The following is a 12818-nucleotide window of genomic DNA, read 5'->3' as shown; positions in this document are numbered from 1 at the left end:
GAACCATGGCCCGCATCACATTACGCCAGCTGCTCGATCACGCAGCGGCATACGGATATGGCGTTCCGGCCTTCAACATCAACAACATGGAACAGGGCCTCGCGGTGATGGAGGCGGCGGTCGCCTGCGACGCGCCGGTCATCCTCCAGGCCTCGAAGGGCGCGCGCTCCTATGCGAAGGACATCATGCTGGCGCGCATGATCGAGGCGCTGACGGAGATCTACCCGGCCATTCCCGTCTGCATCCATCAGGATCACGGCAGCGACGAGGCGACCTGCATGACGGCGATCCGCCACGGCTTCACCTCCGTCATGATGGACGGCTCCCTCGAGGCGGACGCGAAGACGCCGGCCTCCTATGAATACAATGTCGAGATCACCGGGCGGGTGGCACGCATCGCCCATTGGGTGGGCGTCTCGGTCGAAGGCGAACTCGGCGTTCTCGGCTCGCTGGAGAGCGGAACCGGCGCCGCGGAGGATGGCCATGGCGCCGAAGGCGTGCTCTCGCACGACCAGCTCCTGACGGATCCGGATCAGGCCGTCGATTTCGTCGCCCGCACCGGCGTCGACGCGCTGGCGATCGCCTGCGGCACCTCGCACGGCGCCTACAAGTTCACCCGGGCGCCGGACGGCGGCATCCTGGCGATGGACGTGATCGAGGAGATCCACCGCAAGCTGCCGAACACCCATCTCGTTATGCATGGTTCCTCCTCGGTGCCGCAGGAGATGCAGGATGTCATCAACCGCTTCGGCGGAAAGATGCCGCAGACCTGGGGCGTCCCCGTCGAGGAAATCGAACGCGGCATCCGCCACGGCGTGCGCAAGGTCAACATCGATACCGACTGCCGCATGGCGATGGCCGGGCAGTTCCGCCGGATCGCGGCCGAGCACCCGGAGGAGTTCGACCCGCGCAAGTTCCTGAAACCGGCGATGGACGCCATGCGCAACCTCTGCCGCGACCGCTTCGAGCGGTTCGGCACGGCGGGCAACGCCTCGAAGATCAAGGTCGTCCCGCTGGACGAGATGGCCAGGCGCTACGCCGCAGGCGACCTCGATCCGCAGACCACAACCGCGAAAACCGCCTGAGCGGCGGTCCATAACGACAGCGAAAGGATCAGGCCATGGACAGCACATCCCAGACCGTCAAGGGCGCGGCGCGCTACAGATCCGGCGTCATGGAATACCGGAAGATGGGCTATTGGGAGCCCGACTACGAGCCGAAGGACACCGATGTCATCGCGCTCTTCCGGATCACGCCGCAGGACGGCGTCGATCCGGTCGAGGCGGCGGCGGCCGTCGCCGGCGAATCCTCCACCGCCACCTGGACGGTGGTCTGGACCGACCGGCTGACGGCGAGCGAGAAGTACCGCGCCAAGGCCTACCGGCTCGATCCCGTGCCGAATGCGGAGGGGCAGTATTTCGCCTACATCGCCTATGACCTCGACCTGTTCGAGCCGGGCTCGATCGCCAACCTCAGCGCCTCGATCATCGGCAACGTCTTCGGCTTCAAGCCGCTGAAGGCGCTGCGGCTGGAGGATATGCGCTTCCCCGTCGCCTATGTGAAGACCTTCCAGGGACCCGCAACCGGCATCGTCGTCGAGCGCGAGCGGCTGGACAAGTTCGGCCGTCCGCTGCTCGGCGCGACGGTGAAGCCGAAGCTCGGGCTCTCGGGACGCAACTACGGCCGCGTCGTCTACGAGGCGCTCAAGGGCGGGCTCGATTTCACCAAGGACGACGAGAACATCAACTCGCAGCCCTTCATGCACTGGCGCGAGCGCTTCCTCTACTGCATGGAGGCGGTGAACAAGGCGCAGGCCGAGACCGGCGAGGTCAAGGGCACCTACCTGAACGTGACCGCCGCCACCATGGAGGACATGTACGAGCGCGCCGAATTCGCCCGGGAGCTCGGCTCGAACATCGTCATGATCGATCTCGTGATCGGCTACACGGCGATCCAGTCCATGGCGAAATGGGCCCGCCGCAACGACATGATCCTGCATCTCCATCGCGCCGGCCACTCCACCTACACCCGGCAGAAGACGCATGGCGTCTCCTTCCGCGTCATCGCCAAATGGATGCGCCTTGCCGGCGTCGACCACATCCATGCCGGCACCGTCGTCGGCAAGCTGGAGGGCGATCCCGCCACGACCCGCGGCTACTACGACGTCTGCCGCGAGGACTTCAATCCGATGCGGCTGGAGAACGGCATCTTCTTCGACCAGCATTGGGCCTCGCTCAACCGGATGATGCCGGTCGCCTCCGGCGGCATCCATGCCGGGCAGATGCACCAGCTCCTGGACCTGCTCGGCGAGGACGTCGTGCTGCAGTTCGGCGGCGGCACGATCGGTCATCCGATGGGGATCGCCGCCGGCGCCACGGCCAACCGTGTCGCGCTCGAATGCATGGTGCTCGCCCGCAACGAGGGTAGGGACATCGTGCGTGAAGGCCCGCAGATCCTGCGCGACGCCGCGCGCCACTGCCAGCCCCTGCAGCAGGCGCTCGACGTCTGGAAGGACGTGACCTTCGACTACACCTCCACCGACACGCCGGACTTCGTTCCGACGGCCACCGCAGCAGAATAGGAGACGCGACATGCACATCACCCAGGGAGCATTCTCGTTCCTGCCGCCGCTGACGGACGAACAGATCGCCAGGCAGGTGCAGTACTGCATCGACAAGGGGTGGGCCGTGAGCCTCGAATTCACCGACGACCCGCATCCCCGCAACACCTACTGGGACATGTGGGGTCATCCGATGTTCGACAATCCCGACGCCGCCGCCCTAATGTTGGAACTGAAGGCGTGCCGCAAGGTCTATGGCGACCGGTATATCCGCCTCGTCGCCTTCGACAGCAGTCACGGGTGGGAATCCGTCCGCCTCTCCTTCATCGTCAACCGGCCCGCAGCCGAGCCGGGCTTCCGTCTGGAACGGCAGGAGACCGCGGGCAGGGGCATCCGCTACACGACGCGTTCCTATGCCGCAGGCCGGCCGGCGGGGGAACGTTATGGCTGAGGCGCAATCCATCATGCGAGAGGTCGATGACGCGAAGCTCTCCGCCATCGACCTCAGGGCGGAATATGCCGAATCGGGCGTGGAGGCGGTGCTGGACGAACTCGACCGCACGCTCATCGGTCTCAAGCCGGTCAAGCAGCGGATCAAGGAAACGGCGGCGCTGCTCCTGGTCGAACGCGCGCGCAAGCGTCTCGGCCTCGCCCATGAAACGCCGACGCTGCACATGTGCTTCAGCGGCAATCCGGGAACGGGAAAGACGACCGTCGCGCTGCGCATGGCCGATCTGCTCCACCGCCTCGGCTATATCCGCAAGGGGCACCTGGTCTCGGTGACGCGCGACGATCTGGTGGGCCAGTATATCGGCCATACCGCGCCGAAGACGAAGGAGATCCTGAAGAAGGCGATGGGCGGCGTCCTCTTCATCGACGAGGCCTACTATCTCTACCGGCAGGAGAACGAGCGCGACTACGGCCAGGAGGCCATCGAAATCCTCCTGCAGGTGATGGAGCATCAGCGCGAGGACTTCGTCGTCATCCTGGCGGGATACGGCGACCGGATGGAGCGGTTCTTCGAGAGCAATCCGGGATTTCGCTCGCGCATCGCCCACCATATCGACTTTCCGGACTATGCCGACGACGAGCTGCTCTCGATCGCAGACGTGATGCTCGAAAAGCAGAACTACGGCTTTAACGCCGAAGGGCGGGCCGCCATGGAGCAATACATCGCGCTCCGCCGCCGCCAGCCGCATTTCGCCAATGCGCGTTCTATCCGCAACGCGCTCGATCGCGCGCGTCTGCGCCAGGCGAACCGGTTGTTCGAGACGTCCGACGGGCCGATCGGCGCCGATACGCTGTCCACCATCGTCGCGGCCGACATCAGGGCCAGCCGCATCTTCAAGAATGAAGCAAGACGAGAGGGCGAGGCGAGACAGCTGGAGGGCGCATCATGAGCGGACGAACGATCATCGCGCCGTCCATCCTGTCGGCGGATTTCTCTCGGCTGGGCGAAGAGGTCGAAAACGTCGTCGCAGCCGGGGCCGACTGGATCCACCTCGACGTGATGGACGGCCATTTCGTGCCCAACATCACCTTCGGGCCGCCGGTGGTGAAATCCATCCGCAACCGGACGGATGCCGTCTTCGACTGCCATCTGATGATCGCGCCGGCGGATCCCTATATCGCCGCCTTCGCGGAGGCGGGCTGCGATATCATCACGGTTCACGCGGAAGCCGGGCCGCATCTCGACCGGACGCTGCAGGCGATCCGCAATCTCGGCAAGAAGGCGGGCGTCTCGCTCAATCCGTCGACGCCCGAGAGCACCATCGAATATGTGCTCGACCGTCTCGATCTCATCCTGCTGATGACCGTCAACCCCGGCTTCGGCGGGCAGGCTTTCATTCCGGCCGTCGTGGAGAAGGTGCGCCGCGTGGCGAGGATGATCGGCGACCGGCCGATCCACATCGAGATTGACGGCGGCGTCACGCCCGAGACCGCGCCCCTGGTCTCGGCGGCCGGTGCCGACGTGCTGGTGGCGGGCTCCGCCATCTTCAAGACGAACGACGCGTCGGCCTATGCCGGCAATATCGAAGCGATCCGGCGGCAGGCCGACAAGGCGCTGACACGTCGGGCGGCTTGAATTGGTTCATCGGGAATCAGACGGACGACGGGGCTGCCGGGAAACCGGCAGCCCCGCATCTCATTGCTTCGTCGAGAACTGCTCGAGATAGGCCAGGAGATTGCTGAGGTCTTCTTCCTTCTTCAGGCCGGCAAAGGCCATCTTGGTGCCTTTGACCTTCGCCTTGGGATTGTGAAGGTACTCGCGCAACGATGCCTCGTCCCATTTGAGACCGGCCTTGCCTGCCTCGACCATCGCCTTGGAATAGGTGAACCCGGGATGGGTGCCGGCGACCCTGTCGATCACGTTCATCAGAGACGGACCGATCTTGTTCTTGTCCGTCTCGGCGTCATGACAGGCCTTGCATTTGTTGAACACGGTTGCACCCGCGGTGGCATCGCCCTCCTGGGCATTGACCCCGCAGGCAGTAAAGATCGCAACTGATACGCCGATCAGAAGGACACGACATTTCATATTCTTTCCTCATCTCGCCAAGGGTGCCCTTTGACGACGGCAGGTGCCAGGTTTCCTCCTCCGGCGCCGGCCAGTTCGGATCGCGCGACTTTCCGCATCGGGGCATCCAGTCGCGCGATCCGTTCGAAAAAGTGACCTGCCGGGGAGTGCAAGTCAACCCTCGAACACCCTCCGGCCTCGTCATCGGCGGCACAAATCGGAAGTTGCGATTGACTGGCAGACGCGATGCTCCTAACCTCGTGACGCTCTCTTCTAGGCACCGGAAGAAGACGCGATTAACTGGCGGTTGCATCTGCGATCGCCGGAGCAGGGGAAACGGCTGCGGCGAGCCCGCCAGTCAAAAGGTGCACTATGTCGTTCATCGAACTCGTTCTGACGATCTGCCTTGCGGACAAGCCTGCGAGCTGCCGCGAGGAGAATCTCCATTTCGAAGACATGGGAGGCCCGGTGACCTGCATGCTCCAGGCGCCGCCGCGGATTGCGAAATGGTCTGCAGAGCACCCGAAATTGCGCGTCGTCAAGTGGCGCTGCGAATACGCGTCGGAGGGGCGCGACATCTGAAATCGAATCGCATGGGAGGAACGGGTGGGAGGCTGTATCGGCCGATCGTTTTGGATCGCATTATCGTTGTTGTTGGTAGCATTTTTCACGCAGGCCGCGGCCGCCGAGGTCGTGCGCGTCGGCGTACTCAAGTTCGGGACCGTGAGTTGGGAACTCGATACGATCAAGCGGCACAAGCTCGATGAAAAACACGGGATCACTTTGGAGGTGCAGGCCTTCGCCGGCGAGGACGCGACGAATGTCGCCCTGATGGCCGGATCGGTCGACGTGATCGTCTCGGACTGGCTGTGGGTCTCACGGCAGCGCGCCACGGGGCTGGACCTGACCTTCGTGCCCTATTCGACCGCGGTCGGGGCCATCATGGTGCCGCCCGATTCGCCGATCGGCAGCCTCGCCGACCTGGCCGACAAGACGATCGGCGTCGCCGGCGGCCCCCTCGACAAGAACTGGCTGCTGATCCAGGCGATGGCGAAGAAGGACCACGCCACCGATCTGGCGACAGCCAGCACCATCGCCTATGGCGCACCGCCCTTGCTGGCGGAGAAGGTGCAGCAGGGCGAACTCGATGCGGTCCTCAATTTCTGGAACTATTGCGCCCGCCTGGAGGCGAAGGGGTTCCGCCGGCTGGTCAGCGGTCAGGAGGCTGCCGCCGCCCTCGGCGCCGCCGGGCCGATCGTCGCCCTCGGATATGTCTTCCACGATGCCTGGGCCAAGGACAGCCCGGCCGCAATCGGGGGCTTCGTCAAGGCCAGCGCCGATGCGAAGGCGCTTCTTGAACGGTCCGACGAGGAGTGGGACCTGCTCGCCCCGTTGATCCCCGGCGACGAGGCCGAACGCAGGGTCATGCGCGATCGCTACCGGGAGGGCATTCCCAAAGGCTCCCGGGAGGATGCGGAAAGGGACGCCGCAGCGCTCTACAAGGTCCTTGCGGGCATCGGCGGCGAGGAACTGGTCGGGCCTTCCAGCGAACTGGCTCCGGGGACGTTCTGGAGGATGCAATAGGTGAGTTCGTTCTTGCTCGGCACGTCGTCACAGGGGCGAACGGACAAGGCCGCACCGGGACGCAACTGGGGACCGTTGCTGACGGTCGCAGCCTCGATCGTCGTCCTGGCCGTCGCCTGGCAACTGACGGCGACCCTGTGGCCGAGCCGCGCCTTCCCGCCGCCCCTCAACGTCCTGCGCGTCATGGTCCGGGAGACGGCCAGCGGGGAGATCCCCTATCATCTGGCGATCACCCTGTGCCGCGTGGCCGCCGCGTTCCTGCTCGCCATCGTGATCGGCTCGGCGATCGGCATCTTTCTCGGAAGCCACCCGCGGGCGGACCGGTTTCTCGACGCCTGGGTCATTCTCTCGCTGAACGTTCCCGCACTGGTCGTCATCGTTCTCGCCTATATCTGGTTCGGGCTGAACGAGGTCGCCGCCGTCGGCGCCGTGGCATTTAACAAGATCCCCAATGTCATCGTCACGATGCGGGAGGGGACCCGCGCGCTCGACCTGCGCTATGCGGACATGGCGAAGGTCTACCGGTTCGGGCCGTTCGCGCGCCTGCGCCACGTCCTGCTGCCGCAATTGCAGCCCTATCTGGCCGCGGCCTCCCGTTCGGGCATTTCGCTGATCTGGAAGATCGTGCTCGTCGTCGAACTGCTCGGCCGGTCGAACGGTGTCGGCTTCCAGATCAATCTCTATTTTCAGCTCTTCGACGTCGCCGCCATCCTGGCCTACACGCTGGCCTTCGTCTGCGTGATGCTCTTGATCGAAATTCTTCTGGTGCAGCCCCTTGAACACGCTTCAACCCGTTGGCGCAGACGCGCGACTTGAAATCGAAATCCGCCGCAAGTCCTTCGAGGCGTCCAGGGGCGGCAGCATCGATGTCCTGCACGATCTCGACTTCGCGGTCGAGCAGAACGAATTTGCCTGCCTCATCGGCCCCTCCGGCTGCGGCAAGACCACGACGTTGCGGCTGCTCCTCGGCCTGGACCGCGATTTCGAGGGGCGCATCAAGCTGCCGGGGGCAGGGGAGCCGCGCATCGGCATGGTCTTTCAGGAGCCGGTCCTGCTGCCCTGGCGGACCGTCGAGGAGAACGTGCGCCTCGCCTTGCCGAAAGCCCTGCACGGCAGGAACCTCGATCACCTGTTCGATGCGCTCGGACTGGGCAAGATGCGCGCCTTCTATCCCGGCGAACTGTCGCTGGGGCTGGCGCGTCGCGCCGCCCTGGCCCGGGCGCTGGCGATCGAGCCGGATCTCCTGGTGCTCGACGAGCCCTTCGTCTCCCTCGACGAGGCGACCGCGCAGCAGCTTCGCCATCTCCTGCTTCAGGTATGGTCGGAGCGTCCGACGACGGTGCTGATGGTGACGCATAACCTGCAGGAGGCGATCATGCTGGCCGACCGGATCATCGTCCTGTCGCCGCGCCCCTCCCATGTCGTCGGGTCGTTCCTGATCCGGGTTCCGCGGCAATCCCGCAACGCGCAGGTGCGCAGCGACATCCTGCGCTCTTTCCACGAGCGGTTCCCGACGCAGCTCTGACCCAGTCGCGCAAAACCGCGCCGCGATTTTGCGCCGACGACATGCGCGAAATCAAAAGCCCGAAGCACCGGAGCGAATCGGAAGGATCCCGATGAGCCCCGGGACCGGTCGCTATTCAGAAGCAGCGGATGTCGGCTTCGGCCTGGGCTCTCTTCAGGTCCGCGATCGCGGCCTTGGCAGGGGCGCTCTCGCGAAACAGCGCGCCGTTTTCGCCGGGCACCAGTCCCATCTGCCGGAAGGTGGCGGCCGCTTCGTAGCGCTCGTAGGAGATGATCGATTCGATGACGTCGATCGAGCAGGAGCAGCGATCGAGGTTGGCCCTGTTCTCGCCATTGGCCTTCATGCAGGCATAGACATACTCGGCCACCGCATTGGTCGGATAGCTCATAGCTGCAACCGCCGGGAGAGCAAGGCCTGCTGCCGCCGTCGCGAGTACGGCTAGGGAAATCTTCGCTGGCGTAACCATGACATATCCTCGTTCCGAAGGTGCGGACCCGGCAGGGCGCGCAAAGACCGCTGCAAGTATAGGTTCAAAATCGCATCGATATCCAGTAATATAGGACAACATTCCGGATGGATGTCGTTGCGCTGCAATATAAGCGTAGTGCGGCGCAGCGAGTATTGATTGAGAAACGCGCTTGCCGAAAGGAAAACTATCTCTTATGGTTGCGTTGTTTCCGGCTTCAAGGACGTTGCCGTCAAGGGAGTGGTGACAGTCTTCGTAGGCCAAGCGGGTGGGCGGTAACGGTGCCCTCCGCACGCCTGGCTTAGGTCGTGACACGCTGCCGGAAATACTTCCCACAATGCTGAACCGGTGACGCGGGCTCCTGTTATGGAACAGGCGCCGCCGCAAAAGTCACCTGTCGAATTCGGGAGGACTAAATGCGTGTACGATCAGACTTTCTAAAATCGGCATTGGTGACGGCTGCCGTCTCCTTGTCATTGGCGGGAGGAGCAATTGCCAATGACGAAGTCCAGCAGCTGATTTCCGATTCCAAGAACTGGGCGATTCCGACGGGTGACTATGCGAACACCCGCTTTTCGAAATTGAACCAGATCACCAAGGACAATGTGAAGAACCTTCAGGTCAAGTGGACGTTCTCGACCGGCGTCCTGCGCGGCCATGAAGGCGGCCCCCTGGTGATCGGCGACGTCATGTACGTCCATGCGCCGTTCCCCAACACCGTCTATGCCCTCGATCTCAACAATGACGGCAAGATCCTCTGGAAATACGAGCCCAAGCAGGATCCGAACGTCATCCCGATCATGTGCTGCGATACGGTCAACCGCGGCGTAGCCTATGGCGACGGCAAGATCATCCTCAACCAGGCCGACACGACCGTGACCGCGCTCGACGCCAAGACCGGCAAGGTCGTCTGGCAGGCGAAGAACGGCGAGGATATCTCCGGCGGCCAGGGCGAAAGCGGTACGGCCGCTCCGATGGTCTTCAAGGACAAGGTGCTGATCGGCATCTCGGGCGGCGAATTCGGTGTCCGCGGCCATGTGACCGCGTATAACCTGAAGGACGGTACGGTCGCCTGGAAGGCCTATTCGACGGGTCCCGATGCAGAGACCCTGATGGATGGCGAGAAGACGACCCAGCTCGGCAAGCCGGTCGGCAAGGACTCCGGCGTCAGCAGCTGGGAAGGCGAACAGTGGAAGCAGGGCGGCGGAACGACATGGGGCTGGTATGCCTTCGATCCGGAGCTCAACCTGGTCTACTACGGAACCGGCAACCCCTCGACCTGGAACCCGGTCCAGCGCCCCGGCGACAACAAGTGGTCGATGACCATCTTCGCCCGTGACGCCGACACCGGCATGGCGAAGTGGGTCTACCAGATGACCCCGCATGACGAATGGGACTTCGACGGCGTCAACGAGATGATCCTCGTCGACGACATGCAGATCAACGGTTCGCCCCGCGATGTCCTGGTCCATTTCGACCGCAACGGCTTTGCCTATACGATGGATCGCGGCACGGGCGAACTGCTCGTCGCCAAGAAGTACGATCCGACGGTGAACTGGGCGACCGAGGTCGTGATGGATCCGAACAGCGACCAGTATGGTCGTCCGCAGGTCGTGGCCCAGTATTCGACCCAGCAGAACGGCGAGGACACCAACACCACGGGCATCTGCCCGGCGGCGCTTGGTACCAAGGACCAGCAGCCGGCTTCCTATTCGCCGAAGACCGGGCTGTTCTACGTGCCGACCAACCACGTCTGCATGGACTATGAGCCCTACCGGGTAAGCTACACGGCCGGCCAGCCCTATGTGGGTGCGGCGGTGTCGATGTATCCGACCCCGAACAGCCATGGCGGCATGGGCAACTTCATCGCCTGGGATGCCGCCAAGGGTGAGATCGTCTGGTCCAAGCCCGAGCAGTTCTCGGTCTGGTCGGGCGCACTATCGACCGATGGCGACGTCGTCTTCTACGGCACGCTGGAGGGCTACATCAAGGCGGTCGATCACGACGGCAACGAACTCTACAAGTTCAAGACCCCGTCCGGCATCATCGGCAACATCAACACCTTCGAGCACAAGGGCAAGCAGTACATCGCCGTGCTGTCGGGTGTTGGCGGCTGGGCAGGCATCGGCCTTGCAGGCGGCCTGCTCCAGGCGGACGGTGCAGCTGCCTGGCAGACGGCGGTGGCCGGCGAGAACGCTCCGACCGATCAGGCGCAGTCGATCGCCACGGCAGGTCTCGGCGCGGTTGGCGGCTATGCCGCCCTGGCCGACTATACGACGCTGGGCGGTCAGCTCACCGTCTTCGGCCTCCCGGAGTAACGAGCCGGAGCCACAGGCGCGCCGTCCCTTCATGAGGCGACGGCCAGCCAGCAGAGAAACGGGAGCCCGGATCACCTGAAATCCGGGCCGGGCTCCCGGTTTCGTCGCGTATCCCACAACCCAACTGTCAACGCCGCATTGCGACAGCCGAGCTGTGTCCGTGGCGAAATGGGAAAGAGGTAGGAATGTCAGTCCGCAAAGCAGTATCAGTCATCGCGTTCGCTCTCCTCGTTGGTTCTAGCATCGCATCTGCAACAGACGACAAACAGAAGGCCGCAGCCGTTACCGACGAGGACGGTAAGTATTTCGACGCAGACGGTACCCCGACATACAAGCTCCAGCCGGACGGGACCGTCGACTGGTACACGTTCAGCGGCTATCGCCGCTATCATTCCGACTGTCACACCTGCCATGGGCCCGATGGCGTGGGCTCCACCTATGCCCCGGCGCTCGCCGATTCGCTGAAGACGATGGACTACGGCACATTCCTGTCGATCGTTGCCGAGGGGCGCAAGAACGTGGGCGGCGGCAAGGAAAACGTCATGCCCGCCTTCGGTGAAAACAAGAACGTCTATTGCTACCTGGACGATATCTACATCTATCTGCGGGCGCGTGCGGTCGATGGCATCCCGCGCGGCAGGCCTCCCAAGAAGGCGGACAAGCCGCAGGGTGCCAAGGATTACGAAGCCTCGTGCATGGGGAGCTGAACAGATGTCGGCACACAGATCCTGCCGTCGTTACATATTCCCGGTGATCGCGGCGATGATGGCCGCAGTCCCGACCGCTGCCCTCCCGCAGACCGCCGGGCTCGGCGCCGCGGGCGAACTGGTCGATCCGGACGTGCTGCGCGTTTGCGCCGATCCCTCCAACATGCCGTTCACCGACGAGAGCGGCGAGGGCTTCGAAAACAAGCTGGCCGAACTGGTGGCGGCGAAGACCGGCCGCAAGTCGGTCGCCTACACCTGGTATCCGATGGCAACCGGCTTCGTACGCAACACGCTGAGGGCGAACCGCTGCGATATCATCATGGGCTATGCCCAGGGCGATGAACTCGTCCAGAACACCAACGCCTACTATCGTTCGACCTACGTGATGGTGTTCAAGAAGGACAAGGGCCTCGACGGCGTGGAAACGATCGAGGATCCGAAGCTTGCGGGCAAGAAGGTCGGCGTCGTCGCGGGAACGCCCCCGAGCGCCAACCTGGCCAAGGCCAACCTGATGCGGACCGCCAGGACCTATCCCCTCATGGTGGATACGCGCACCATGCCGTCCATGGCCGAGGTGATGCTGAAGGACCTTGAGAACGACGTCATCGACGTCGCTCTGCTCTGGGGACCGATGGCCGGCTACTACGTCAAGGAGATCAATCCGGATCTCGTCGTGGTGCCGCTCCTCAAGGAGACCGGCAGCCAGATGGCCTATCGCATCACCATGGGTGTCCGTCCCTCCGACCAGGAATGGAAGCGCACGCTGAACACGCTGATCCGGGAGAACCAGCCGGAGATAAATCGGATTCTCCAGCAATATCAGGTGCCTCTGGTCGATGAGGCGGGCAACGAGATCAAGGGATGACGGGTTTTTCGGCCTGCGCCGGACGGGAGCCGGGCGCCGTTGAACCAGATGTGAGTGAGGGTGATCGCATTGGGGTGTAGACTGTCTCGCGGCGGCCCGCGGACCGCTCCGGCGTGACGGATGCGAATGCCCTCGCAGTCCAGAGCTTGCGCCGAAAGGCGCACGATGCCGGGAGGAGATCAAATCGTTGATCTCGGGCATAGAGCGAAGAGGAGATACCCATGAAGAAAAGCTGGAAGAAGCCTACGATGTGCACGGTTTCGGTCGGAATGGAA

At 63.6% G+C, this 12818-nt stretch carries 14 protein-coding genes; 12 read left to right on the top strand and 2 right to left on the bottom strand.

Annotation, left to right across the window (positions count from 1 at the left end; all coding sequences use genetic code 11):
* The first annotated feature begins 5 nt into the window (after positions 1-5).
* Genes fba through rpe form a run of 5 tightly spaced genes read left to right on the top strand, consistent with a single transcriptional unit; the run spans position 6 to position 4646 of the window.
* Complete coding sequence (gene fba, locus OCK02_RS16365; RefSeq protein WP_263813979.1) at positions 6-1085, top strand: class II fructose-bisphosphate aldolase; 1080 nt, start codon at positions 6-8, stop codon at positions 1083-1085.
* Positions 1086-1120: 35 nt separating this feature from the next.
* Positions 1121-2581, top strand: a complete 1461-nt coding sequence (locus tag OCK02_RS16360) for a form I ribulose bisphosphate carboxylase large subunit (RefSeq protein ID WP_263813978.1) — start codon at positions 1121-1123, stop codon at positions 2579-2581.
* 10 nt (positions 2582-2591) lie between these two features.
* Positions 2592-3011: a ribulose bisphosphate carboxylase small subunit gene (locus OCK02_RS16355; RefSeq protein ID WP_263813977.1), complete on the top strand. Its 420-nt coding sequence runs from the start codon at positions 2592-2594 to the stop codon at positions 3009-3011.
* A complete protein-coding gene (gene cbbX, locus OCK02_RS16350) occupies positions 3004-3960 on the top strand; it encodes a CbbX protein (protein ID WP_263813976.1) in 957 nt (318 codons plus the stop codon). The genes OCK02_RS16355 and cbbX overlap by 8 nt, the downstream gene beginning before the upstream one ends.
* Positions 3957-4646 (top strand): ribulose-phosphate 3-epimerase, encoded by a 690-nt coding sequence (gene rpe, locus OCK02_RS16345; RefSeq protein WP_263813975.1) that lies wholly within the window; start codon positions 3957-3959, stop codon positions 4644-4646. Before cbbX ends, rpe begins: the two co-directional genes overlap by 4 nt.
* Before the next feature lie 60 nt (positions 4647-4706).
* Here rpe and OCK02_RS16340 read toward each other — a convergent pair whose 3' ends face one another.
* Complete coding sequence (locus tag OCK02_RS16340) at positions 4707-5099, bottom strand: c-type cytochrome (protein ID WP_263813974.1); 393 nt, start codon at positions 5097-5099, stop codon at positions 4707-4709.
* Positions 5100-5450: 351 nt separating this feature from the next.
* Between OCK02_RS16340 and OCK02_RS16335 the strand changes: the two genes are divergently transcribed.
* The 4 genes from OCK02_RS16335 to OCK02_RS16320 all read left to right on the top strand — a co-directional run bounded on the left by OCK02_RS16335 (position 5451) and on the right by OCK02_RS16320 (position 8187).
* The gene (locus OCK02_RS16335; protein ID WP_230804211.1) at positions 5451-5660 is read left to right on the top strand and encodes a hypothetical protein; all 210 of its coding nucleotides are present in this window, start codon (positions 5451-5453) and stop codon (positions 5658-5660) included.
* A 69-nt stretch (positions 5661-5729) separates the two neighbouring features.
* Entirely contained in the window at positions 5730-6662 is a 933-nt protein-coding gene (locus OCK02_RS16330; RefSeq protein WP_263813973.1) for an ABC transporter substrate-binding protein, read from the top strand.
* A 78-nt stretch (positions 6663-6740) separates the two neighbouring features.
* The gene (locus OCK02_RS16325; protein ID WP_412178852.1) at positions 6741-7478 is read left to right on the top strand and encodes an ABC transporter permease; all 738 of its coding nucleotides are present in this window, start codon (positions 6741-6743) and stop codon (positions 7476-7478) included.
* Complete coding sequence (locus OCK02_RS16320; RefSeq protein WP_263813972.1) at positions 7438-8187, top strand: ABC transporter ATP-binding protein; 750 nt, start codon at positions 7438-7440, stop codon at positions 8185-8187. Before OCK02_RS16325 ends, OCK02_RS16320 begins: the two co-directional genes overlap by 41 nt.
* A gap of 115 nt (positions 8188-8302) precedes the next feature.
* Here the strand turns inward: OCK02_RS16320 and OCK02_RS16315 are convergent, their stop codons facing one another.
* Entirely contained in the window at positions 8303-8653 is a 351-nt protein-coding gene (locus tag OCK02_RS16315) for a hypothetical protein (RefSeq protein ID WP_230804217.1), read from the bottom strand.
* A gap of 416 nt (positions 8654-9069) precedes the next feature.
* On the opposite strand from OCK02_RS16315, the gene OCK02_RS16310 reads away from it, so the two are divergent.
* The 3 genes from OCK02_RS16310 (at position 9070) to OCK02_RS16300 (ending at position 12543) form a co-directional block, all read left to right on the top strand.
* Complete coding sequence (locus OCK02_RS16310; RefSeq protein WP_230804219.1) at positions 9070-10971, top strand: methanol/ethanol family PQQ-dependent dehydrogenase; 1902 nt, start codon at positions 9070-9072, stop codon at positions 10969-10971.
* 185 nt (positions 10972-11156) lie between these two features.
* The gene (locus OCK02_RS16305) at positions 11157-11678 is read left to right on the top strand and encodes a c-type cytochrome, methanol metabolism-related (protein WP_230804221.1); all 522 of its coding nucleotides are present in this window, start codon (positions 11157-11159) and stop codon (positions 11676-11678) included.
* 4 nt (positions 11679-11682) lie between these two features.
* Positions 11683-12543 carry a substrate-binding domain-containing protein gene (locus OCK02_RS16300; RefSeq protein WP_318530135.1) on the top strand — a complete coding sequence of 287 codons (861 nt, stop codon included), beginning with the start codon at positions 11683-11685 and terminating at the stop codon, positions 12541-12543.
* Positions 12544-12818 lie beyond the last annotated feature (275 nt).

The organism is Rhizobium sp. TRM96647 (assembly GCF_025780115.1).
GTDB lineage: Bacteria > Pseudomonadota > Alphaproteobacteria > Rhizobiales > Rhizobiaceae > Mycoplana.
Note: the sequence above shows the minus strand (reverse complement) of the source record. Positions and strands in the feature narration are given on the sequence as shown.

Coding starts and splice junctions, on each gene's coding strand:
- fba (WP_263813979.1), top strand. CDS start 6: ATGGCCCGCATCACATTACGCCAGCTGCTCGATCACGCAGCGGCATAC.
- rpe (WP_263813975.1), top strand. CDS start 3,957: ATGAGCGGACGAACGATCATCGCGCCGTCCATCCTGTCGGCGGATTTC.
- OCK02_RS16360 (WP_263813978.1), top strand. CDS start 1,121: ATGGACAGCACATCCCAGACCGTCAAGGGCGCGGCGCGCTACAGATCC.
- OCK02_RS16305 (WP_230804221.1), top strand. CDS start 11,157: ATGTCAGTCCGCAAAGCAGTATCAGTCATCGCGTTCGCTCTCCTCGTT.
- cbbX (WP_263813976.1), top strand. CDS start 3,004: ATGGCTGAGGCGCAATCCATCATGCGAGAGGTCGATGACGCGAAGCTC.
- OCK02_RS16315 (WP_230804217.1), bottom strand. CDS start 8,653: ATGGTTACGCCAGCGAAGATTTCCCTAGCCGTACTCGCGACGGCGGCA.
- OCK02_RS16300 (WP_318530135.1), top strand. CDS start 11,683: ATGTCGGCACACAGATCCTGCCGTCGTTACATATTCCCGGTGATCGCG.
- OCK02_RS16310 (WP_230804219.1), top strand. CDS start 9,070: ATGCGTGTACGATCAGACTTTCTAAAATCGGCATTGGTGACGGCTGCC.
- OCK02_RS16340 (WP_263813974.1), bottom strand. CDS start 5,099: ATGAAATGTCGTGTCCTTCTGATCGGCGTATCAGTTGCGATCTTTACT.
- OCK02_RS16335 (WP_230804211.1), top strand. CDS start 5,451: ATGTCGTTCATCGAACTCGTTCTGACGATCTGCCTTGCGGACAAGCCT.
- OCK02_RS16355 (WP_263813977.1), top strand. CDS start 2,592: ATGCACATCACCCAGGGAGCATTCTCGTTCCTGCCGCCGCTGACGGAC.